This window comes from Micromonospora sp. CPCC 205546 (assembly GCF_036902715.1).
GTDB lineage: Bacteria > Actinomycetota > Actinomycetes > Mycobacteriales > Micromonosporaceae > Micromonospora.
Map to the genome: position 1 here is coordinate 69341 of NZ_JBAKHL010000021.1, position 23055 is coordinate 92395.

Genomic DNA, 23055 nt, shown 5'->3' on the forward strand with positions numbered 1-23055 from the left:
ACCGTCGGCGAGGGCCACGGCCGTGGGCCGGACCCGTCACGGGGCGTCGACGACCTCGCGTCCGAGGGGCCAGATCGCGGCGGGAACGAGCTTGAAGTTGGCGATCCCGAACGGAATGCCGATGATCGTGAGGCACAGCGCGACACCGGCCAGGACGTGGGACAGGGCCAGCCACCAGCCGGCGAGCACCACCCAGAGGACGTTGGCGAGCCCGGAGGCGATTCCGGCGCCGGGCTTGGGCACGACGGTACGGCCGAACGGCCACAGGGAGTAGACCGCGAGCCGCAGCGACGCGACGCCGAACGGAATCGTGACCACCAGCACGAAGCAGATCAGCGCGGCGATGCCGTAACCGACGGCCAGGACGATGCCGCCGCCGAAGATGAGCCACAGCACGTTGAGCACAAACCGGATCATGCTTCTGAGCATGACCGACCTGTGCCACCCGGGCCGCGCCGCCGTCCCCGGCGTTGCTGCGGGCGGGGTTGGGGTCGTTCGCGTACGTGTGTGTCAGGAGGCCTCGCCGCGCACGATCGCCACCGCGACGCGGCAGAACTCGTCCATGTCGGGATTGAAGCCGGCGGCGATGTCGGGGTGCAGCCCCGAGCGCGTCTCGTCGAGCAGCCGCTGGCAGATCTGCTCCACCGGCTCCCCGGCGTAGCTGGCGCTGACCCGTTCCGTGGCGGCCTGCAGCGCCGAGGTCAGCTGATCCTCCAGCGGCCCGCGCAGCTTCTGCTGCACGGGATCCAGCCCACGAGGATCCAGCGTGACATGTGGCTCCGACATCGGCGCTCCCTTCGTCGGCGTCCGCGGTACCCCACCGCGGCCGTCGGTCAAACCACCTTCGGTACCGACGGCACCTCCTCGTTGGCAACGATCCTGCCAACCGCCGGGCCGACGAGGGGAGGATCCCGCGGGAACCCACCGATCGGGGCGGGCCGGATCTTGTTACGGTGTGCTCGTGGCGGACGGGGCGGCCGGCTGGGGAATGAGGATCCTGCTCTGGGTCGGGCTCCCTTTCCTCGCCCTCCTCGGGCTGGCTCTCGCCGTGCCCGACGTCGCCCCGGCCTGGCGGGCGAAGTCCGGTGGCGGCGTGGCGGGCACGTTCACCGCGCTGCACGAGAAGTGCAGCCGCAACTGCGTCTGGCACGGTGACTTCGTCCCGGCCGGGGGCGGCACGCCGCGTCACGACGTCATCGTCTACGACGGGCCGGACGGGCTGACCTCGGGGGCCACCGTGGCAGCCCGTGACACCGGCGCCCGCAGGGGTGTCTTCGCCGCCCGGGGCGGCGGCACCTGGCTGATCTTCTCCGGGCTCGCGGCGGCCGGCGCGCTCGCCGCGATCGGCTGGGTGGTCGTGGTGGTGCGCGCGATGACCAACCGCCGCCGCACCGGGTCATGACAGGGGCGGCCGGGCACGCCGGGCCGGGCGGGCGAGGCGCCCCCGACCGGGGAGAACCACGAAGGTGACGGCCGCAGGTCAGTGGCGGGCGCGCTTGACCTCGTGGAAGGCGGGCATCCGGATCAGGGGGAGCAGCGAGTCCCAGATCGTCAGGGCGTCGTCGGTGCCGGGAACCTCGGTCAGGATCGGGCCGTGGACGCCCCGCTCGGCGCCGGGCACCATGAGCACCGGCGCGCCGATGTCCGGGCCGGCCGAGGCGTACGCCAGCGCGTGCGACTCGCGTACCGCCTCGTCCCAGCGGTCGTCGTCGAGCGCCGGCGCGGCGGCACCCAGGCCCGCCGCCTCGACGGCCGCGTCCACGATCTTCTCCGACAGCGGGTTGCCCACGTCGTGGCTGCGCGCGCCGACCTCGGCGTAGAAGCGCGCGACGTCGTCGTGGCGGCCCTCGGCGCGCAGGGCCTCCACCAGCCGCAGCGCCCGGCTGGAGGCGGTCATCGCCTCGGCGTGCTCCGGCGGCACCCGCCCCGAGTTCAGGATGGCCAGGCTGAACGCCCGCCACTCGATGTGCAGGCTCCGGGCGTCGGCGACCGCGACCAGCCAACGGGAGGTGCGCCAGGTCCACGGGCAGGCGGGGTCGAGGAAGAAGGTGGCGTCCATCGGCCGAGCCTACGGGCGTCCGGCCCGACCCGCACGGTGGTGATCCGCACCACCGCCGGCGCTGTCGGCCCCGCCCCACCAGCGTCAGGTTTCGCAACTTCGCAGGTCGGGCAGTGTGTGGCCACGAAACGTCCGGGCGACGGAACTGCTGGTCAGACGCCCGAACGGCTCGCCGTGCGCCGGGGCGCGGAGCCTCACCCCGGCCTTTGGCCGACACGAGGGGAGGGGTGATGAGCGACCCTGACAAGGCCCGACGCCGACGGCGGCCGCGCGTGCGCGCGGTGGCTGCCGCCGCGGCGTTGACGCTGGTGGCGCCGATGGCGGCCGCCTGCGGATCCGGCGGGGACGGCGGTACGCCCACGATCAACCTGTACTACCCGCCGGAGCAGAACCTGCAAAAGGTCGTCGACGACTGCAACGCGCAGGCCCAGGGGCGCTACAAGATCGTCTACCGGGTGCTGCCCCGGCAGGCCGACGACCAGCGGGTGCAGATGGTCCGCCGGCTGGCCGCGCAGGACACCGGCATGGACGTCCTCGGCCTCGACGTGACCTGGACGCAGGAGTTCGCCAGCGCCGACTGGATCAGGGAATGGACCGGGCAGGACCGGGCCGAGGTCGAGCAGGGCACCCTCGCCGGCCCGCTGGAGACCGCCCGCTACTCCGACAAGCTCTACGGCGCGCCGAAGAACACCAACGTCCAGCTGCTCTGGTACCGCAAGGACCTGGTGCCGCAGCCGCCGAAGACGTGGGACCAGATGATCTCCGCCGCCCAGGAGCTGAAGCAGCAGGGCAAGCCGTACCGGGTGCTCACCATGGGCGCCCAGTACGAGGGCCTCGTCGTCCTCTACAACACCCTCGCCGAGAGCGCCGGCGGCAAGATCCTCAGCGACGACGGCAAGCAGGCCGTGATGGACGCCGGCACCGTGCGGGCGCTGGAGCAGCTCCAGCGCTTCGCCACGTCGGGCGTGACGTCGCCGTCGTTCAGCAACGCCACGGAGGACCCGGTCCGGCTGGAGTTCCAGTCCGGCGACGGCGCCTTCCAGGTCAACTGGCCGTTCGTCTATCCGGCGATGCAGGAGGCCGACCCGGAGCTGGCGAAGAAGGTCGGCTGGGCGCGCGTCCCGGGCGTCGACGAGAACACCCCGAGCAAGGTCACCATCGGCGGGATCAACATGGCGGTCAGCGCCTACTCGAAGCACCCGGAGGAGTCCTTCGAGGCGGCCCGCTGCATCCGCAACGAGAAGAACCAGAAGTTCTCCGCCGTCAACGACGGGGTGCCGCCGACCATCGAGAAGGTCTACGACGACCCGGAGATGGCCGAGGCGTACCCGATGAAGGACACCATCCTCGAAGAGCTCAAGGAGCCGGCGGTCCGCCCGCTGACCCCGGCGTACCAGAGCATCTCCACCGTCATGTCGGCGATCCTGTCGCCGCCGTCGGCGATCCGGCCCGAGCAGACCGCCGACGAGCTGCGCGACGCCATCGCGGACGCCCTCGAATCGAAGGGGGTCCTGCCGTGAGCGAGCGCACCCGGCGCCTCGACGCCGACGGTCGGGAGGTGGCGGCATGAGCGTCAACGCCACCCCGGCGGGCGCCGAGGTCGCCGCCGAGGAGACCGCCGACCGGGCCACGGCGCCGACCCGGCGCGCCGGCCGGGGCCGCAAGGCCCCGCTCAGCGAGAACAAGAGGGCCGAGCGCCGGCTGGGCTGGCTGCTCTGCGCGCCCGCCGCGCTGGTCATGCTGCTGGTGACCGCCTACCCGATCATCTACTCGGTCTGGCTGTCGTTGCAGCGCTACGACCTGCGCTTCCCCGCCGAACGCGAGTTCGTCGGGCTGGAGAACTACGTCACCGTGCTGACCAACGAGTTCTGGTGGACGGCGTTCGGGGTCACCGCGCTGATCACGGTGGTCACCGTCGCCGTCGAGCTGGTGCTCGGCATGGGCCTGGCGCTGATCATGCACCGCACGCTGGTCGGCCGGGGCCTCGTGCGGACCTCCGCGCTGATCCCGTACGGCATCGTCACGGTCGTCGCGGCCTTCTCCTGGCGGTACGCGTGGACGCCGGGCACCGGCTACCTGGCCAACCTGTTCAGCGACGGCGCGCCGTTGACCGAGCGCGCCAGCTCGCTGGCGATCATCATGCTGGCCGAGATCTGGAAGACCACGCCGTTCATGGCGCTGCTGCTCATGGCCGGCCTGGCCCTGGTGCCGGAGGACCTGCTCAAGGCGGCCTCCACCGACGGCGCCACCTCCTGGCAGCGGTTCACCAAGGTGATGCTGCCGGTGATGAAGCCGGCGATCCTGGTCGCGCTGCTGTTCCGCACCCTGGACGCGTTCCGGGTGTTCGACAACATCTTCGTGCTGACCGCGGGCGGCAACGAGACCTCGTCGGTGTCGATGCTCGCCTACAACAACCTGATCCGGGGCCTGAACCTCGGCATCGGGTCGACGATGTCGGTGCTGATCTTCCTCGCCGTGGCGATCATCGCCTTCGTCTTCGTGAAGCTGTTCGGTACCGCTGCCCCCGGCAGCGACGACGGGGAGAGGCGTTGAGATGGCTGACACCACCACCCGGGCCAAGCTGCGCTGGGGCCTGCTGGACGCCATCGTGGTCGTCTTCGCGCTGGTGCCGGTGCTCTGGATCATGTCGTTGTCGTTCAAGACCCCGGCGACCCTGACCGACGGGAAGTTCATCCCGCAGGAGTGGACGCTGGACAACTACCGGACGATCTTCCAGACCGACCAGTTCGTCCGGGCCCTGGTCAACTCGATCGGCATCGCCCTGATCGCCACCGTGATCGCCGTGGTGCTCGGCGCCATGGCCGCGTACGCGATCTCCCGGCTCGACTTCCCCGGCAAGCGGCTGCTGGTCGGGGTGTCCCTGCTGATCGCGATGTTCCCGCAGGTGTCGCTCGTGTCGCCGCTGTTCGAGATCGAACGCCAGCTCGGCCTCTTCGACACCTGGCCGGGCCTGATCCTGCCGTACATCACCTTCGCCCTGCCGCTGGCGATCTACACGCTGTCGGCGTTCTTCAAGCAGATCCCGTGGGACCTGGAGAAGGCGGCGAAGATGGACGGCGCCACACAGGCCCAGGCGTTCCGGCGGGTCATCGCCCCGCTGGCCGCGCCGGGACTGTTCACCACGGCGATCCTGGTCTTCATCTTCTGCTGGAACGACTTCCTGTTCGCCATCACCCTGACCTCCACCGAGCGGGCCCGCACGGTGCCGGTGGCGCTGTCGTTCTTCACCGGCGAGTCGCAGTTCGAGGACCCCACCGGGGCGATCTGCGCCGCCGCCGTGGTGATCACGATTCCGATCATCCTGTTCGTCCTCTTCTTCCAGCGCCGCATCGTCTCCGGCCTGACCTCCGGCGCAGTCAAGGGATAGGTGGTACTCATGGCTGACATCGTGCTCGACAAGGTGAGCAAGAAGTTCCCCGACGGCACCGTCGCGGTGGCCGACGTCGACCTGGAGATCGCCGACGGGGAGTTCGTCATCCTGGTCGGTCCCTCCGGCTGCGGGAAGTCCACCACCCTCAACATGATCGCGGGCCTGGAGGACATCAGCTCCGGCGAGCTGCGCATCGGCGGCCAGCGGGTCAACGACAAGGCGCCCCGGGACCGCGACATCGCGATGGTGTTCCAGTCCTACGCCCTCTACCCGAACATGACCGTCCGGGAGAACATGGCGTTCCCACTGCGCCTGGCGAAGCTGGACAAGGACACGATCCACCGCAAGGTGGAGGAGGCGGCGAAGGTCCTGGAGCTGTCGGCGCTGCTGGACCGCAAACCGGCCAACCTCTCCGGCGGCCAGCGCCAGCGGGTCGCGATGGGCCGCGCGATCGTCCGGCAGCCCAAGGCGTTCCTCATGGACGAGCCGCTGTCCAACCTGGACGCCAAGCTGCGGGTGCAGATGCGCACCGTGGTGTCGCGCCTGCAGAAGAAGCTCGGCACCACCACCGTGTACGTGACCCACGACCAGACCGAGGCGATGACCCTCGGAGACCGCGTGGTGATCATGCGGGGTGGCGCGGTGCAGCAGGTCGGACCGCCGCAGGAGCTGTACGACAATCCGCGCAACCTCTTCGTCGCCGGCTTCATCGGCTCACCGTCGATGAACTTCCTGCACGCCGCGGTCGAGGACGGCAGCCTGCGTACGGCGCTGGGCGACGTGCCGATCGGCGAGCGGATCCGGCGCGAGCTGGAGGGGGCCGACGCCCCGCGCGAGCTGATCCTCGGCATCCGGCCGGAGCACTTCGAGGACGCCGCGCTGATCGACGACGACACCCGCCGCCGGGGCATCGAGTTCGAGGCGCCGGTCGACATCGTCGAGTCCATGGGCTCCGACAAGTACGTCTACTTCAGCGTCGAGGGGGAGCGGGCCAGCGCCGCCGAGTTGGAGGAGCTGGCCGCCGACGCGGGCGCCGACTTCAGCGGCGGCGGCGCCAGCCTGGTGACCCGGCTGTCGGCCGAGTCCCCGGTCGAGGAGGGGCAGAACCGCCGGGTCTGGTTCAACCTCGAGAAGATCCACCTGTTCGACCCGACCAACGGGCGCAACCTGACCCTGCACGAGGGGCGCGCGGCCGGCGCGCTCGCCGACTGACGTATGCCACCACGGCGGCACCGGTCGCCGTCGCGACGGAGGACAGGACGGGCGGGTGGGTCGAAACCGACCCACCCGCCCGTCGTCGTGTCATCGGTCAGCGGCGTCGCCGGCTACGTTCCGGGATGTCCGCGTCCACCCGCTCGCGACGGATCTGGTCGTCGATGGGCTGTTCCTCGACGACCTCCTCCTTGGCCAGGTGGACCCGCTCCACGGGCACCGTCTCCTTGGCGACCACCGGTCGCTCGGCCCGCAGGGTCATCTCCTGCTCGGCCTCGCCGATGTCGGCGCGCATGCCGCGCGCGTCGCGTGCGGCGATGGGCTCCCGCTCCACGCGCACCTCGTCGTGCTCGACGGGCACGGTGGTGTGCACGTCCTCGGTCACCACGTACTTGCGCAGCCGGGCCGCACCGGCGGGCTGGCTCTCCGTGCCGACCCGCAGCCGCTCCTCCGAGCGGATCAGGTCCTCGCCGGCCGCCGGCGCCCGTCCCCGACCGGCGGTCGGCGGGGGCTGCGGAGCCCGCGGGGCCTGCGGCGTCAGGCGGTAGTGCGCGTAGAGCTGCTCGATCTGCGCCGTGTCCAGCGGCTGGTCGGTGCCGGCGTCCACGGCCGGAGCGTCCTTCACGGTGGACTTGTCGTAGTCGACCGCGAGCCCGGCGTCGGTGATCCGGGCCTTCTCCAGCGGAGCCATCGACTCCTTGTGGCCCATCAGGCCGGTCTTCACACTGACCCAGGTCGGCTCGCCGGCGGCGTCGGCCCAGATCTGACCCACGCTCCCGATCTTCGAGCCCGAGCGGTCCTTGACGTCCTGCCCGTACAGCGAGTTGGCCTGCTGTTCGTTGAGCCTCATGGTCGTCTACCTCCCTCTCGGTTCATGGGGCGGATACCCCGCCGGCCGGCACGGATTCGTCGACGGCCGGCCGGATAGGAGCAGCGCCGCGGGCCCGACGCACTGCCGGGACGCCAGGCACCGATGGGACGGATGGGACCGGTGGGGCCGCCGGCGCTCAGGCGGACCAGTCGACGCGGAGCGGCAGGCCCAGGAAGTCGGCGTAGCGGCTCAGCGCGCCCTGCACCCGGGCCCGGCACCGCTCGTCGAGGGGCACCAGAGGCGACACGGTGACCGTCACCCGGCTCCTGCCGACCGCGCGCTTCCAGGTGCCCACGACCCGCCCGTCGCGCACGACCGTCGCCTGGAAGACGCCGTTGCGGCCGGGCACGATCGCGTCGGCGTGGGCGGGATCGAGCATCAGCGAGCGGTCCTTGAAGCCCAGCAGGTATTCGTCGAAGCCGGGCAGCACCAGCAGGTCGTCGACCGGCGCGCGGGACGCGTCGAGCAGGGCCACGTCGACCAGCGCCTCCTGCCCGTCGACCCGCACCGTCGTGAGGGCGTCGCCGGCCGCCGCGAAGCCCCGGCGCGCGTCGGTGAGCGTGAGCCCCGTCCAACCGGCGAACTCCCGGGCGGTGACCGGCCCGTGGCCCCGGACGTAGCGGTGGGCGAGGGTCGCGAGGGCCTCGTCGCGCTCCGGCCGGTGCGCCTCGGGCGCCCACTCGTCGAGCAGGGCGAAGGTCTGCTCGACGCCCACGTTGGGCGCGAGGCAGGTGACGCCGCGGACGCTCGCGTACCAGAGGAGGTGGTATCCGCGCTGGTCGCCGGTGTCGATCCCGGCGGTCCGCAGCGCGGCCAGGCAGTGTGCCCGGGTGAGCCGGCCGCCGCCGGCCAGCGCGCCCCCGAGCACGTCGAGCGCGCGGGCCGCGTCGGCCTCGGCCAGCCCGAGCTGGGCGCGGCGCGTGGCGGCGCCGGCCAGCGAGCGTACGCCGGTCAGCTCCAGCATCCAGCGGGCGTCGCGGGGCGGCACGAGGTGCACGGTGCCCCGCATCGGCCAGGTGCGCAGCGCCTCCCGGCGTTCGAGCGCGGCGTGCACGTCGGCGTGGCCGAGCGCGGGCAGCCGCGCCCCGAGTGACCACATGCCGCTGGCCAGGTCCTGCGCCTGCATGGCCCCGAACCACCGCACCACGTCGGCAACCCCGGTCGGGCGCGCCGTGGGATGCGGGCGGAGCAGCAGGCTGGTCATCCGTAGTGCGAGCGCCTCGCGCCCGGTCAGCTCCGCCGGCATCAGGCTCCTCGGATCGGGTGGGACACCAGCGTAGGGCCGACCCCCGACATCCGACGCATGACCGCCGTCGTAGCGGGAAAGCGGCCGGCCAGCAGGCGTGCCGTCCGCGCGCCCGGAGGGAGCGACATGACCGCGTCCAGCGAGCCGGCCCGGGGTGCCGGCGTCACGACCCGTGCCGGCCGCGGCGGCCCGGCCGCCAAGACCAGCGCCGCCGCCGCCTTCGCACTGGTCTTCGGGGTGGCCGCGCTGATCAGCGTGCTGACGGTGATCCTGTCCTGGATCGGCCTGCTGCTCGGCGTCATCGGCGTGATCCTCGGCATCGTCGGTCTCAAGATGGCCGGCCGGCCCGGGGTGACGGGCCGGGGCGTGGCGATCGGCGGCCTGGTGCTCAGCGCCCTGGCGGTGCTGATCGGGCTGGCCTTCGCCGCCGGGATCACCACCTTCCTCAACGACCAGGGCGGCGTGGACCGGATCCAGCGGGAGGTCGACGACCTGCGCGACCGCCTCGACACCTGACCGGCGCCCCTGACCGCGCTTCGCCGGCGACGCTGCCGGCCAAGCGCGATCCCCCGTTCGGGTCGGCCGGTGCCGGGCGGTTGCCGGTCCGCCGGCACCGGTGGGACCAGGATCCCCGGTCGGCGGCCGCACCCGCACCGGAACGCATCGAAACTTGCGGACATCTTGAGTCGCCGCGGGCGGCCGGTCCTCAGAGGCGGCGGTGCATGACGAGCAGGTCCACGAAGCCCTGGACGGGATGGCGGAACGCCTCCGGCACCCGGCCGACCACCTCGAAGCCGAGGGACCGCCAGAGCGCCACCGCGCGGGTGTTGGTCGCCACCACGGCGTTGAACTGCATGGCCCGGTAGCCGTCGGCGCGGGCGAGCGCCAGCACGTGCTCGCCCAGGGCCCGCCCCACCCCGCGCCCGCCGGCGGCCGGGGCGACCATGAAGCTGGCGTTGGCGACGTGGTCGCCCGGCCCGAGCTGGTTGGGCACCAACTTCGCCGAGCCGAGCACCGTGCCGTCCGGGTCGACCGCGACGACCGTGCGGCCCGGCGGCGGCACCAGCCACATCGTCCGGGCCCGCTCGCCGTCGACGTCGCGCGGCCAGGTGTACGTCTCACCGGCCGCCACGATCCGTCGCAGGAAGGGCCAGATCAGCGGCCAGTCGTCGCGCGTCGCGGCTCTGATCTCCATGCCCCCAGCATCGCTCGCGGCGGACGGGCGCGGGTACGCGGGGCGCGCCCGGCGCGGGTGGGCCAGCAGATCCGAGCACCGTTTGACGGCGTAAGCATCGGGTAGTCGCGGGAGCTGACCCGACATGAGGAGGGAAACATCCGATGGCTGCCCAGACCAAGGTCGCGGTGATCTACTACAGCGCCACCGGCATCACCTACCAGATGGCGCAGGCGGCGTGCGAGGCCGCCGGTGAGGCTGGTGCGGAGGTGCGCCTGCGCAAGGTGCGTGAGCTGGCGCCGGACGAGGCGATCCGTTCGAACTCGGGCTGGCACGCGCACCACATGGAGACCCAGGACGTCCCCGAGGTGCAGCTCGACGACCTGTCCTGGGCCGACGTGGTGATCTTCGGGACCCCGACCCGGTACGGCGTGATGGCCGCCCAGCTCAAGCAGTTCATGGACACCACCGGACCGCTGTGGTCGCAGGGCGCCCTGGCGAACAAGGTCTATTCGGCGTTCTGCTCGACGGCCACCTTGCACGGCGGGCAGGAGGCCACCCTGCTGTCGATGTTCAACGTCTTCTACCACTGGGGCGGTGTCGTGGTGACCCCCGGCTACACCGACCCGAGCCAGTTCGTCGCCGGCAACCCCTACGGCGCCTCGCACACCAGCAACAACGGCGAGACGGCGCCGGACGACATCGCGCTCGGCGCCACCGCCCTGACCGTCAGGCGGGCCGTGCAGATCGGTGCGGCGCTGAAGGCGGGCCTGCCCGGCTGACCCGCCGTCAACCCGACCGGGCCGGCTGCGCCACCGCGACCGGCGGTCCGGGCGGGGGCTCTCGACCCGATCCGGACCGCCGGTCGCAGCACCCCTACCCCCGATCGAGGCGACCATGCGCACCCGGCCGCCCCGACGACCTCCCGTCCGCCGCGGGCGGCCCCCCGACCGGCGCCGGCAGCAGCCCGCCCAGCAGGTCGGCCAGCACGGCCACGCCGTCGGGGCTCAGCACCGACTCGGGATGGAACTGCACCCCCGCGAACCCCCGCCCGCGCAGGGCGTGCACCGCGCCGTCGGCCGGATCCCGGGCCAGCTCCACCGGGCCGTACGGGGTGGCCATCCGGTCGACGTCGGCGCGCGCCGTGAAGGTGGAGTAGAAGCCGACCCGGCGGCGGGTGCCGAAGACGTCCACCTCCCGCTGGAGACCCTGGTAGGGCGCGTCCCGGCGGTGCGGCGCCAGCCCCAGCAGGCCGGCGAGCAGCTGGTGACCCAGGCAGACGGCCAGCGTCGGCCGGCCCTCGGCGAGCAACCCGGCGAGCATCCCGCGCATCGTGCGCATCTTCGGCTCGGTGGCGCTGCCCGGGTCACCCGGACCGGGGCCGAGCACCACCAGGTCGTGGCCGTGCACGCCGCCGGTGCTGTGCCACGGCCGCAGCGTCACGGCCAGGCCGAGCGCGCCGAGCTGGTGGGCCAGCATGCCGGTGAAGGTGTCCTCGCCGTCGACGATCAGCGCCCGCCGGCCGGCCAGCCCGGCCAGCCCGGGCAGGCCACCGGCTCCCGGCGACCGCTGGTCCAGCCAGAACCGGGCCAGCGGCGCGTTGCGGGCGGCCAACGCGGCCCGGACCTCCGGGTCGTCGGCGAGGCGTACGGCGGGCTCCGGGCCGCCTGCGGGCGCCTGCGGGCCGAGACCCAGCGCGGCCAGCACGCCGGCCGCCTTGGCGTGCGTCTCGGCCACCTCACCCTCGGCCGTCGAGTGCCGCACCAGGGTGGCTCCGACCGGCACCCGCAGCTCGCCGGCGGGGGAGATCTCGGCGGTGCGGATCAGGATCGGCGCGTCCAGGGTCTGCCGGCCGGCGTCGTCGCGCCCGAGCAGCGCCAGCACCCCGGCGTAGTAGCGCCGCCCGACGCGCTCGTGCCGGGCGATGACCCGGCAGGCGTTCTCCATCGGGCTGCCGGTGACGGTGGGCGCGAACATGGTCTCCCGCAGCACCTCGCGCACGTCCTTCGTGCCCCGCCCGGCGAGCAGGTACTCGGTGTGGGCCAGGTGGGACATCTCCTTGAGGTGGGGCCCGACCACCTGGCCGCCGTGCTCGGCGACCGTGGCCATCATCTTCAGCTCCTCGTCGAGCACCATGTACAGCTCCTCGACCTCCTTGGGGTCGGCGAGGAAGCGCAGCAGCGCGGCCCGGTCGGCGAGCGTGCCGGTGTGCCGGAAGGTGCCGCTGATCGGGTTCATCATGACCAGGCCGTCGTCGACGCTGACGTGCCGCTCCGGGCTCGCCCCGACCAGGATCCGGGTGCCGGTGTGCACCAGGAACGTCCAGTAGGCCCCACGCTCGCCCCGCAGCAGCCGGCGCAACGCGGCCAGCGCGGCGACCAGTGGCGGCCCCTGCACGGTGGCGCGCAGGCAGCGGTGGATGACGAAGTTCGCGCCCTCGCCGCGGCCGATCTCCTCGGCGAGCACCCGCCCGACGGTGGCGGCGTACTCGTCGTCGGTGACGTCGAAGCCGGCGCCGGCGGTGCGTACGGGCACGTCGGGCAGCGCGGCGAGCGCCTCGGCCAGCTCGATGCGCCCGTGCCGGGCGATCTCGAGGTACTCCAGCGGGAGGCCGTCGTCGACGCAGGCGAAGCCCCGCTCGACGACCTGCCGGTAGGGCACCAGCGCCAGGGTGCGGGGGCCGGGCGCCCCGTCGGGCAGCGGGAGGTCGGCGAGCCGGTCCGCCGTGCGTACCGTGCCGGTGAACAGCTCCAGGTGGGCGGCGCCCTCGTGGCGTACGAGCGCGAACGGGCCCGGGTCGCCGCCGCCGGTGACGGCGGCGAGCAGCTCGGTCAGGTCGGTCATGGGGGTCTCCTCGGGCCGGGCGGCGCCCGGCGGGGCGACCGTCAGGGCCGGGGGAGAGACCGGCGGCCGCCTCGTCGGGCGGCCGCGTGGGAAGCTACGCGCGGGGGACGGCCGCCGGGTCGGCGGGCCACCAGCAGGACAGGTGCGCGTGCATGCGACCATCCTACGGCTGTGCGCGGGCACCGGAGCGCCGATCGGGCGTACGGCCCACCCGCTGGGACGCCGCATCGCGGCGCACCGGGTAACTTGACCCGCGATGAACATTCTCGCGCTCGACCTGGGCACCTCCTCGGTACGCGGCCTCGTGCTGGACACGGACGCCCGTCCGCTGCCCGGCGCGCTGGCCCGGCGCAAGGTGAGCCTCGCCGTGCACGACGACGGCACCGGCACGCTGGACGGCCCCGGCTACCTGGCCTGCCTGGCGGCGTGCCTGGACGAGCTGGCCGAAGGCGGGCACCTGCGCGACGTGTCGTTGGTGGCGACGTCCGCGCAGTGGCACTCGGTGGTCCCCGTCGGCGCCGACGGCGCGCCCCTCGGGCCGGTGCTGACCTGGTTGGACACCCGCCCCGAGGCCCCCGCGGGGTCGGCCGGCCCGGCCGACCCGGACGACTTCCACCGGCGCACCGGCACGTGGTGGCACCGCTGCTACTGGTCGGTCCGGCTGCCCTGGCTGCGCGAGCACACCGGCGGCCGGATAGCCCGGTTCGCCGGCCTGGCCGAGTACGTGCTGGGCGAGCTTCTCGACTCGGCGCCGATGTCGATCTCCCAGGCCTCCGGCACGGGCCTGCTGGACCTGCAGACGCTGGACTGGGACGCCGAGGCGTGCGCGCTGGCCGGCAGCCGCGCCGACGAGCTGCCCGAGCTGGGCCCGATCGGGTGGCGGGGCCGGCTGCGGCCGGCGTACGCGCGGCGCTGGCCGCAGCTCGCCGAGGCGCCCTGGGCCGGCCCGGTGGGCGACGGCGCGGCGTCGAACGTCGGCTCGGGCTGCGTCGAGCCGGGCCGGGCAGCGGTGACGGTCGGCACGTCGGCGGCGGTCCGGCTGGTGCAGCACGTCCCGGTGGGACAGGCCATGCCGCCACTGCCCGGGGAGCTCTGGCGCTACCGGGTCGACCACCACCACGTGGTGACCGGCGCCGCGTACTCCTCCGGCGGCAACCTCTTCGCCTGGGCCGACCGCGAGCTGCGGCTGCCCGGGGGCAGCGAGCTGGAGGCCGCCCTGGCCCGGGTGCCGCACGAGGGCGGCCTGCCGGTGAACGTCCGCTTCGGCGGCGACCGGCCGCCCGGGATGGCCCCGGCGGGCTCGGGCGCGCTCGGCGGCCTGAGCTTCGGCACCAGCGCGGTGGAGATCCTGGCCGGGTTGATGCGGGGCCTGTGCGACCTGGTCGCCGACGACCTCGTCGTGCTGGAGTCCACCGTCGACGAGCCGGTCGAGGTGGTGCTCGGCGGGGGCGCCATGGCCGCCTCCCGCTGGTGGCGTACGACGTTCGCCGCGGCCCTCGCCCCCCGGCCCGTGTGGTACGGCAGCAACCCGGAGGTCGGGGCGAGCGGCGCGGCGCTGGTGGCCCTGGGCCGCGTCGGTGACGCCTCCCGGCTCGCCGCCATCGTCCGGACGGACGAGACCGCCTCACCCTCCTGAGTAGCACCTCCGCCCGCCCCGTTGACACCGCTCGGGGGCCTGGTTGGATGGACTCCGCTCCCCGGCTCGCGGCGGACGCGGGACAGGGAGGAGGTAGGTGTGGGGGCAGGTCCGGAACCGCCCGACGACACGGTGTCGCAGCATCGGCGGCGCCGGTTCGACGTCCGGGTCGTACCGCACCGCCGCCGTTCCCCGTTCCGGCTGCGGGACTGGCGGATGCGTACCAAGCTCGTCACCGTGCTGGTCATCCCCTCGGTCGCGTTCCTGGTGCTGGCCGGCGTGCAGACCCACACCCTGGTGGGGCGGACGACCGCGCTGGGCGACTTCGCCCAGCAGGTGGGCATCGGCCGGGAGATCGTCGCGCTGGTGCACCAGCTCCAGCAGGAACGCGACCGGGCCGCCGGTGAGCTGGGCGAGCTGCGCCGGGGCGGCGCGGGCGCCGACCGGGACGCGGCGATCGTCGTGCTGAAGCCCCTGCAGGCCGCCACCGACCAGGCGCTGCGCGACCTGCGCCGGGCCGCCAAGCCGCTGGCCGACGCCGACGCCTCCTGGCGGGTCGCCTACTCCGAGGTGCTGGAGACCTACGAGCAGGTCGCCTACATCCGGGCCGCGATCCCCCCGGCGGTGCTGGGCAGCGACACCATCCTGAGCAACTACCACCGGGCCGTCGACGCCCTGCTGCACCTGCTCGCCGAGCCCTCGCCGGGCGAGGACCGGCCCGCCCTCAGCGACGCGGTGCTGCGTTACGTGCAGCTCGCCCGGGTCAAGGAGCTCTCCTCGCGGGTCCGGGCCCAGCTCTACGAGGCCGCCCGCGCCGGACGGTACGGCGTGGAGGAGCAGGTGCTCCTGGCCGACCTGCGCGCCCAGCAGTTGACCGCGCTGGGCGCGTTCCGGGTCGCCGCCACCACCGAGCAGGTCCGTCGCTACGACGAGACCTCGACGGATCCCGCGTTCCTGGCGGCCACCCGGCTGGAGGAGCAGAGCCTGCCGAGCGGGTCCGCCGCGCCGAGCGTGCTGCCGGCGCCACAGTGGTGGGCGGCCGGCGAGCAACGCCAGGAGCTGCTCCGCCGGATCGAGGCGTCGGTGCTCGACGACGCCGTACGGCAGGCCGACGAGGTGAGCGCGTCGCAGCTGCGCACCACGTTGCTGGTCGTCGGCAGCATCCTCTCGGTGCTGCTGGTGGCCCTGCTCACCTCCGTCCTCATCGGCCGTTCCATCGCCCGGTCGATGCGGCTGCTGCGCGGCCAGGCGCTGCGGATCGCCCAGATGGAGCTGCCGGACGCCCTGGACCGCCTGCGCACCGTGACCGGGGGCGTACCCGCGATCGAGGTCCCGCCGGCGGTGGTCCGTTCGCTCGACGAGATCGGCGAGCTGGCGGAGGCGTTCGTCGCGGTGCACCGCAGCGCGGTCAACGTCGCCGTCGAGCAGGCGACCACCCGGCGCAACGTCAACGCGATGTTCGTCAACCTCGCCCGGCGCAGCCAGGTGCTCGTGGAGCGCCAGCTGGAGCTGCTCGACGACCTGGAGCGCGAGGAGAGCGACCCGGACCAGCTGGAGAACCTCTTCAAGCTCGACCACCTGGCCGCCCGGATGCGGCGCAACGACGACAGCCTGCTGGTCCTCGCCGGAACGGAGGCCACCCGCCGGTGGAACCGGCCGGCGGGGCTCGGCGCGATGCTGCTCGGCGCCAGCGCGGAGATCGAGCAGTATCAGCGGGTCCGGCACGGGTCGGTGGCGGACCTGCACGTCGTCGGCCACGCCGTCGGCGAACTGGTCCACATCCTCGCCGAGCTGCTGGAGAACGCCACCTCCTTCTCGCGCCCGGACACGGTCGTGACGGTCAGCGCACGGGCCGAGGGCGCCGGCGCGCTCATCGAGATCGTCGACCGGGGGATCGGGATGAGCGCCGCCGCGCTGGCCGAGGCGAACGCCGCCCTCGCCACCCCGCCGGCGGCCGACGTGGCGACGGTCGAGCGGATGGGCCTGTTCGTGGTCAGCCACCTGGCCGCCCGGCTCGGCGTCGAGGTGCGTCTGGCCGGCGGCGAGGAGGGCCTCGTCGCCCGCGTACGGCTGCCCGGCGGCCTGCTGACTGCCGCCCCTGAGCGGGAGGCGCCCGTACCGACGCGGATGCTGTCCGCCACGGCGGCCGGTGGGGCGTGGGACGGCGGGCCGCCCACCGGCGAGCTGCCCGTGGCCGGGCGACCACCGGCGTGGGACGGCGCGCGGCCGGCGCGTGAGCTGCCGGCGTCGGGGTCGCGGGCGGATGCCCCGCCCCGGCAGGCCCGGTCGGTCCCGGTACGGGCCGAGGACGTGCTCGCCCCGGCGGCCCGGCCGGCCGCGTCGGCCGGCGGGGGGTGGTGGTCCCGGCAGGGCCCGTCGCCCGATCCGGCGCCGCCGACCTCGCCCACGCCGCCGGCCGTCCCGGTCACCGGCGGCACCAACGAGCGCGGCCTGCCCGTGCGGGTGCCGATGGCGCAGCTCTCCGCCGTCACCCGGCCGGCGCGACCGCAACAGCCGGTGGCGCGTCAGGACCTGGACCCGGAGGCGGTCGGGGGGATGCTGTCCCGGCTCTACAGCGGGGTACGGCGGGCCGAGGCCGAGGACACCACGGAGATTTCCATGCCGCCGGGCGGCGTACGCACCGAAGGGGGACAGCGATGACGACGTTGAGCCGGGAGGCCCGCGACCTGAGCTGGCTGGTCAGCGGGTTCACGGAACGGGTGCCGGGGGTGGTGCACGCCATCGTGGTCTCCTCCGACGGCCTGCTGGTCGCGATCTCCGACCATCTGCCCCGCGACCACGCCGACAAGCTCGCCGCGGTGACCTCGGGGCTGATGAGCATCACCGCGGGCGCGGCGCAGATGTTCGACGGGGACGTCGTCAAGCAGACGGTCGTCGAGATGGGACGCGGCTACTTCCTGGTCATGCAGGTGCGCGACGGATCCATCCTGGCCACGTTGGCCGGGTCGGAGGCCGACATCGGCGTCGTCGGCTACGAGATGGCGCGGCTGGCCAAGCAGGCGGGGGAGATGCTCACCCCGGCGTTGCGGGCGGAGTTGCAGCAGGCCCTGCCCCGCTGACCGGACGTCGGCCACCCCGGCGTGTCCACCCCGGCACCGTCGAGCGGCGCCGGGGTGGAGGGTGCCGGGCGGTCAGAGACCGTTGGCGGCGATGACCTGGCGGTACCAGTGCGCGCTGCGCTTGAGCACGCGCCGCTGGGTCTGGTAGTCCACGTAGACCAGTCCCCAGCGCTCGTCGTACCCCGCGTCCCACTCGAAGTTGTCGAGCAGGGACCAGACGTGGTAGCTCTCCAGCGGCACGCCGGCGGCCACGGCGCGGTGGGCGGCGGCGAGGTGGTCGCGCAGGAAGGTCACCCGGCCGGCGTCGTCGACCGTGCCGTCGGCGTCGAGGGCGTCGGGGGTGGGCAGCCCGTTCTCGGTGACGGTGAGCGGGATCGGGCCGTAGTCGCGGGTGACCCGGGTGAGGATGTCGTACATCCCGTCGGGGTGGATCTGCTGCCAGGACGCCTGGGAGGTGGGCCAGCGGGGGACCGTCGTGGCGTCGGCGGCGACGTAGTAGGGCGTGTAGTACTGCACGGCCAGCAGGTCGACCGGCGCGGAGATGGTCGCCAGGTCGCCGTCGCGGATGCCGCCGGCCAGCCGGCTGTCGGGGCCGAGGTCGTCCAGCACGTCCTGCGGGTAGCGGCCGGTGAGGATCGGGTCGAGGTAGAGGCGGTTCTCGTAGCCGTCGCGCAGCCGGGCGGCCCGGGCCGCCTCGGGGGAGCCGTCGGCGGGGTAGCAGGGGTGCAGGTTGAGCGCCGGGCCGATCCGGCCGGCGCCGGTGGCGCGGTGCGCCGCGACGGCGAGCCCGTGGGCCAGGTGCAGGTGGTGGGCGACCAGGTAGGCGGCGGCCGGGTCCTGCCGGCCCGGGGCGTGGTGTCCTTCGAGGTAGCCGTTCTGCACCACCGTCTTCGGCTCGTTGACGGTCAGCCAGACCGGCACCCGGTCGCCGAGCGCGCGGAAGACGATCTCGGCGTAGTCGGCGAACCGGTGGGCGACGTCGCGTGACTCCCAGCCGCCGGCGTCCTGCAGGGCCTGCGGCAGGTCCCAGTGGAACAGCGTCGCCATCGGCGCGATGCCCCGCTCGTGCAGCCCGTCGACGAGGCGGCGGTAGAAGTCCAGCCCACGCTGGTTGGGTGCGCCCGCGCCGTCGGCCTGCACCCGGGGCCAGGAAATGGAGAACCGGTAGCTGTGAAGCCCGAGGTCGCGCATGAGGTCCAGGTCCTCGACGTACCGGTGGTAGTGGTCGGCGGCCACGTCACCGGTGTCGCCGTTGCGGGTGCGGCCCGGCGTACGGCTGAAGGTGTCCCAGATCGACTCGCCGCGGCCGTCCTCCTTGGCCGCGCCCTCGATCTGGTAGGCGGAGGTGGCCGCCCCCCAGCCGAAGCCCGGGGGGAAGCGCAGGCCGTCGGGCCGGTTCCCGTCGTCCGTCACGGCGGGGCCGCCCGTTGCGGCGGCGGGGGCGGTGGCGGAGGGCGCGGCGCCGTCGGGCGGGCGCGGGGTGGGCATCGACATCGGTTCTCCTCATGGTGTGCGTGGCCACCGCCGGGCCGGGAGCGCTCCCAGCATAGGGCAGGGGCTGCCGGCCGGTCGCCTCGCCCGGTTGGGCGGAGACGATCGGGGAAGGCGGAAGGGTGTGGTGTCGTACGCCCGTTGCGGCGGTGCGGGAGCGGGGGCGCGCGGGTGGCGCGCCGGCGCTCGGGTGGCCGGCCGCGGGACGCCGGGGCGCCGGGGGCGCGGGGCGTCGACCGGGCGGGTGCGGGCGGACAGCGGACGAGGCCGGTCGGAACGGCGACACGGCCAGTCCCGTCGGCCTCTTTTCCCATCGTGGCAGGGGGTTTAGTGTGTGGGGACGGGGGAGGGCAACCCCCGTCCCCACCATTGCTGCACACGCACGGGCGGAATTGGCGTCCTGTCGTGCGTGTTGCGCGGGAGCCGGGCCACGCGAGTGGCTAGAGGATCCACCTCCCTCCATGTCGGTGGGATGGCTGACGGCGGTGTCCGGGCTGGCCCGCCGTCAGCCCTCGGGCTGATTCCCCGGGTTCCGCCGTGGGCGGACCCGGGTGATCTTCCAGTTGGAACTCCGTCGATGGAAGCGCTCCCATCGACCGATGTTGCGACTGTAACGCCCGTCACGGCTTTGTGAAAGCCCCAGAACGAGATCGAAACATGTTGCTGCCGCGCTGCGCCGCCGGCCATTGTGGGAGCGCTTCCATGCATGGCAGACTGTCGCCACCGCGACGCGGAGCCAGATCGCGCGAAGCGTGGGTCGCCGAGGGCAGCCGGTGTCTCCGGTACGGCATCCGACGCAGCCGGTGGAGTCGCCCCGCAGCAGGGGCGCCGCCCGCCGCACCCCCGGCCCCGGGCCGGGGCGACCACCATCCCGGGCGCCTCGAATCCCCGTTCGCGGGAGGCGCCCCGCCGGGGGCCCTCCGTTCCCGGCCAGGTCCGAGGAGACACCGCGCACATGAGAAATCTGGCAAGACGTCGCCGCCTGGCGATGGTCGCCGCCGCCGCGCTCGTCGTCGGCGGGGTGACCCTGCCGGCCGGCGCCGCGCAGGCCGCGCCCGCCTGCGACGTGGTCTACGCGACCAGCGACTGGAACAACGGCTTCACCGCCAACGTCACCATCAAGAACCTCGGCGACCCGATCAACGGCTGGACGTTGAAGTTCGCCTTCCCCGGCGACCAGCGGGTGGCCCAGGGCTGGTCGGCCAAATGGAGCCAGACCGGCAACCAGGTCACGGCCACCAACGAGTCCTACAACGGCAACCTCGGCACCGGCGCCTCCACCAGCATCGGCTTCAACGGCACGCACAGCGGCGCCAACCCGAAGCCGACGTCCTTCTCGGTCAACGGCGTGACCTGCGGCGGCACCCAGCAGCAGCCGCCGACGGTCGGGCTGAGCGTGCCGGCCGGCCCGTTCGAGGCCCCCGCCGACGTGCCCCTGAGCGCCACCGCCACCGACCCGGACGGGACGATCAGCAAGGTCGAGTTCTACCGCAACGGCCTGCTGGTCAACACCGACACCACCGCCCCGTACGGCTACACGCTGGAGGACCTGCCCGCCGGCGCGTACACGGTGCAGGCCAAGGCGTACGACAACGCGAACCTGACCGCCACCGCGGAGAAGTCCTTCACCGTCGCGGCGGCGTCCGGTCCGGTGCTGGTCGCCACCCCGTCGGCGGTGAGCGTGACCGAGGGCGCCAGCTCGACGGTCAACCTCAAGCTCAGCGCCGCGCCGACGGCCAACGTGCCGGTCTCGCTGGCCCGCACCGGCGACACCGACATCACCGTCTCGCCGGCCTCGGTGACGCTGACCCCGAGCAACTGGAACACCGGGGTGAACGTGACCGTCGCGGCGGCCGAGGACGCCGACACGATCGGCGGCAGCGCCACCGTCACCGCATCGGCCACCGGGTACGCGCCGTTGGCGATCACCGCCACCGAGATCGACAACGACAGCGGCGGCGGGGACGACACCTACGTCAAGCGGTTCCTGGACCAGTACGGCAAGATCAAGAACTCGGGCTACTTCAGCCCCGAGGGCGTGCCGTACCACTCCATCGAGACGCTCATCGTCGAGGCGCCCGACCACGGCCACGAGACGACCTCGGAGGCGTTCAGCTTCTGGCTGTGGCTGGAGGCCCAGTACGGGCGGGTGACCCAGAACTGGGCGCCGTTCAACAACTCCTGGACGGTGATGGAGAAGTACATCATCCCGTCGCACGCCGACCAGCCCACCGCGGGCGCCGCCGGCACCCCGCAGTACGCCGCCGAGCACGACCTGCCCAGCCAGTACCCCTCGCAGCTCGAGCCGTCCGTGCCGGTCGGCCAGGACCCGCTGCGCGCGGAGCTGCAGAACACCTACGGCACCGGTGACATCTACGGCATGCACTGGCTGCTCGACGTGGACAACACCTACGGCTTCGGCCGCTGCGGCGACGGCACCACCCGGCCGGCGTACATCAACACCTTCCAGCGGGGCACCCAGGAATCGGTGTGGGAGACCGTGCCGCAGCCGTCCTGCGACACCTTCGCCCACGGTGGCAGCAAGGGCTACCTCGACCTGTTCATCAAGGAGGCGAACGCGCCGGCGAAGCAGTGGAAGTACACCAACGCCCCCGACGCCGACGCCCGCGCCGTGCAGGCCGCGTACTGGGCCCTGACCTGGGCCAAGGAGCAGGGCAAGGAGGCCGACGTGGCGGCCACCGTGGCCAAGGCCGCGAAGATGGGTGACTACCTGCGCTACGCCATGTTCGACAAGTACTTCAAGAAGATCGGCAACTGCGTCGGGGCCTCCGCGTGCCCGGCCGGCACCGGCAAGGACTCGGCGCACTACCTGATGTCCTGGTACTACGCCTGGGGCGGCGCGTACGAGCCGAACCAGAACTGGTCGTGGCGCATCGGCTCCAGCCACAACCACTTCGGCTACCAGAACCCCTTCGCGGCGTGGGCGCTGACCAACGTCAACGAGCTCAAGCCGAAGTCGCCCACCGCGGTCACCGACTGGACCAAGAGCCTGGAGCGGCAGCTGGAGTTCTACACCTGGCTCCAGTCCGCCGAGGGCGGCATCGCCGGCGGCGCGACCAACAGCTGGGGCGGCAACTACGGTCAGCCCCCGGCCGGCACGTCGACCTTCTACGGCATGTACTACGACGTCGACCCGGTCTACAACGACCCGCCGTCGAACCAGTGGTTCGGCATGCAGGCCTGGTCGATGCAGCGCATCGCCGAGCTGTACCTGGAGACCGGCAACGCCAAGGCCAAGGCACTGCTCGACAAGTGGGTGCCGTGGGCGATCGCGAACACCACGCTGGGCACGAACTGGTCGATCCCGTCCGACATGAAGTGGACCGGCCAGCCGACCACCTGGAACCCGGCCAACCCGCAGCCCAACACCAACCTGCACGTCGAGGTCACGGTGAAGGGCCAGGACGTCGGCATCGCCGCCGCCTACGCCCGCATCCTGACCGCGTACGCGGCCAAGTCCGGCAACGCGGCGGCGAAGACCACCGCCAAGGGGCTGCTGGACGCGCTGCACGCCGCCAGCGACGCCCAGGGCGTCTCCACCGTGGAGAAGCGCGGTGACTACCGCCGCTTCGACGACGTCTACGACGCCAGCACCGGCCAGGGTCTCTACGTGCCGCCGGGCTGGACGGGGACCATGCCCAACGGCGACGCCATCGCCGCGGGCAAGAGCTTCGTCGACATCCGCTCCTTCTACAAGAACGACCCCGCCTGGCCGAAGGTCCAGGCGTACCTGGACGGCGGTCCCGAGCCGGAGTTCAAGTACCACCGGTTCTGGGCGCAGGCGGACGTCGCCATGGCGTACGCCGACTACGGCAAGCTGTTCCCCAACGGCTGAGCCGACTCCTCCGGGCGGGTGGCGCGGCCCGCCCGCCCGGAGGCCGGCCGGGCCTGGGGGAACACGGACGCCCGGTCGGAGGACGGCCTGACTCCCACGGTCAGGCCGGGGTGGGCCGGCCAACCGGCCGACGCAGCGGGACAGCCGGCCCACCCCACCACACCCGGATATGCACCGGGCGCGAAAACGCCCGAA

General features: G+C 73.2%; 19 protein-coding genes. 11 read left to right on the forward strand and 8 right to left on the reverse strand.

Going from position 1 to position 23055, the window contains the following annotated elements:
* Positions 1-36: 36 nt before the first annotated feature.
* Both V6U77_RS12945 and V6U77_RS12950 read right to left on the reverse strand, forming a co-directional pair.
* Positions 37-417 (reverse strand): YccF domain-containing protein, encoded by a 381-nt coding sequence (locus tag V6U77_RS12945; RefSeq protein ID WP_334606532.1) that lies wholly within the window; start codon positions 415-417, stop codon positions 37-39.
* A 93-nt stretch (positions 418-510) separates the two neighbouring features.
* Positions 511-786 (reverse strand): hypothetical protein, encoded by a 276-nt coding sequence (locus V6U77_RS12950; RefSeq protein WP_334606533.1) that lies wholly within the window; start codon positions 784-786, stop codon positions 511-513.
* Positions 787-961: 175 nt separating this feature from the next.
* Here V6U77_RS12950 and V6U77_RS12955 point away from each other — a divergent pair, with 175 nt between their 5' ends.
* On the forward strand, positions 962-1402 hold the full coding sequence (locus V6U77_RS12955) for a hypothetical protein (protein ID WP_334606534.1): 441 nt from the start codon (positions 962-964) through the stop codon (positions 1400-1402).
* Between the two features lie 78 nt (positions 1403-1480).
* Here the strand turns inward: V6U77_RS12955 and V6U77_RS12960 are convergent, their stop codons facing one another.
* Positions 1481-2059, reverse strand: coding sequence for a mycothiol-dependent nitroreductase Rv2466c family protein (locus V6U77_RS12960; protein WP_334606535.1), 579 nt, complete (start codon positions 2057-2059; stop codon positions 1481-1483).
* Between the two features lie 230 nt (positions 2060-2289).
* Here V6U77_RS12960 and V6U77_RS12965 point away from each other — a divergent pair, with 230 nt between their 5' ends.
* The 4 genes from V6U77_RS12965 to V6U77_RS12980 are packed head-to-tail and all read left to right on the forward strand — an operon-like array spanning position 2290 to position 6662.
* Positions 2290-3579 (forward strand): ABC transporter substrate-binding protein, encoded by a 1290-nt coding sequence (locus V6U77_RS12965; protein WP_334606536.1) that lies wholly within the window; start codon positions 2290-2292, stop codon positions 3577-3579.
* Positions 3580-3625: 46 nt separating this feature from the next.
* Positions 3626-4612, forward strand: a complete 987-nt coding sequence (locus V6U77_RS12970) for a carbohydrate ABC transporter permease (RefSeq protein ID WP_334606537.1) — start codon at positions 3626-3628, stop codon at positions 4610-4612.
* A 1-nt stretch (position 4613) separates the two neighbouring features.
* A complete protein-coding gene (locus V6U77_RS12975; protein ID WP_334606538.1) occupies positions 4614-5447 on the forward strand; it encodes a carbohydrate ABC transporter permease in 834 nt (277 codons plus the stop codon).
* 9 nt (positions 5448-5456) lie between these two features.
* Positions 5457-6662 carry an ABC transporter ATP-binding protein gene (locus V6U77_RS12980; RefSeq protein ID WP_334606539.1) on the forward strand — a complete coding sequence of 402 codons (1206 nt, stop codon included), beginning with the start codon at positions 5457-5459 and terminating at the stop codon, positions 6660-6662.
* A gap of 97 nt (positions 6663-6759) precedes the next feature.
* On the opposite strand, the gene V6U77_RS12985 is transcribed toward V6U77_RS12980, so the two are convergent.
* Together V6U77_RS12985 and V6U77_RS12990 are read right to left on the reverse strand one after the other, a co-directional pair.
* Entirely contained in the window at positions 6760-7512 is a 753-nt protein-coding gene (locus V6U77_RS12985) for a YsnF/AvaK domain-containing protein (protein ID WP_334606540.1), read from the reverse strand.
* Positions 7513-7669: 157 nt separating this feature from the next.
* Positions 7670-8779 (reverse strand): winged helix DNA-binding domain-containing protein, encoded by a 1110-nt coding sequence (locus V6U77_RS12990; protein ID WP_334606541.1) that lies wholly within the window; start codon positions 8777-8779, stop codon positions 7670-7672.
* Between the two features lie 126 nt (positions 8780-8905).
* On the opposite strand from V6U77_RS12990, the gene V6U77_RS12995 reads away from it, so the two are divergent.
* Positions 8906-9295, forward strand: a complete 390-nt coding sequence (locus tag V6U77_RS12995) for a hypothetical protein (RefSeq protein ID WP_334606542.1) — start codon at positions 8906-8908, stop codon at positions 9293-9295.
* A 190-nt stretch (positions 9296-9485) separates the two neighbouring features.
* Here V6U77_RS12995 and V6U77_RS13000 read toward each other — a convergent pair whose 3' ends face one another.
* Positions 9486-9974 (reverse strand): GNAT family N-acetyltransferase, encoded by a 489-nt coding sequence (locus V6U77_RS13000; protein WP_334606543.1) that lies wholly within the window; start codon positions 9972-9974, stop codon positions 9486-9488.
* Positions 9975-10117: 143 nt separating this feature from the next.
* On the opposite strand from V6U77_RS13000, the gene wrbA reads away from it, so the two are divergent.
* Positions 10118-10735 (forward strand): NAD(P)H:quinone oxidoreductase, encoded by a 618-nt coding sequence (wrbA, locus tag V6U77_RS13005; protein WP_334606544.1) that lies wholly within the window; start codon positions 10118-10120, stop codon positions 10733-10735.
* 94 nt (positions 10736-10829) lie between these two features.
* Here the strand turns inward: wrbA and V6U77_RS13010 are convergent, their stop codons facing one another.
* On the reverse strand, positions 10830-12797 hold the full coding sequence (locus tag V6U77_RS13010; RefSeq protein WP_334606545.1) for an anthranilate synthase family protein: 1968 nt from the start codon (positions 12795-12797) through the stop codon (positions 10830-10832).
* 256 nt (positions 12798-13053) lie between these two features.
* Between V6U77_RS13010 and V6U77_RS13015 the strand changes: the two genes are divergently transcribed.
* From V6U77_RS13015 to V6U77_RS13025, 3 genes are all read left to right on the forward strand, one after another.
* Positions 13054-14433: an FGGY family carbohydrate kinase gene (locus V6U77_RS13015; protein WP_334606546.1), complete on the forward strand. Its 1380-nt coding sequence runs from the start codon at positions 13054-13056 to the stop codon at positions 14431-14433.
* A 99-nt stretch (positions 14434-14532) separates the two neighbouring features.
* A complete protein-coding gene (locus V6U77_RS13020; RefSeq protein WP_334606547.1) occupies positions 14533-17094 on the forward strand; it encodes a sensor histidine kinase in 2562 nt (853 codons plus the stop codon).
* Positions 17091-17513: a roadblock/LC7 domain-containing protein gene (locus V6U77_RS13025; protein ID WP_442934427.1), complete on the forward strand. Its 423-nt coding sequence runs from the start codon at positions 17091-17093 to the stop codon at positions 17511-17513. Before V6U77_RS13020 ends, V6U77_RS13025 begins: the two co-directional genes overlap by 4 nt.
* A 72-nt stretch (positions 17514-17585) precedes the next feature.
* Here V6U77_RS13025 and V6U77_RS13030 read toward each other — a convergent pair whose 3' ends face one another.
* Positions 17586-19007, reverse strand: a complete 1422-nt coding sequence (locus V6U77_RS13030) for a GH1 family beta-glucosidase (protein ID WP_334606548.1) — start codon at positions 19005-19007, stop codon at positions 17586-17588.
* 961 nt (positions 19008-19968) lie between these two features.
* Here V6U77_RS13030 and V6U77_RS13035 point away from each other — a divergent pair.
* Entirely contained in the window at positions 19969-22860 is a 2892-nt protein-coding gene (locus V6U77_RS13035; protein ID WP_334606564.1) for a glycoside hydrolase family 48 protein, read from the forward strand.
* Positions 22861-23055 lie beyond the last annotated feature (195 nt).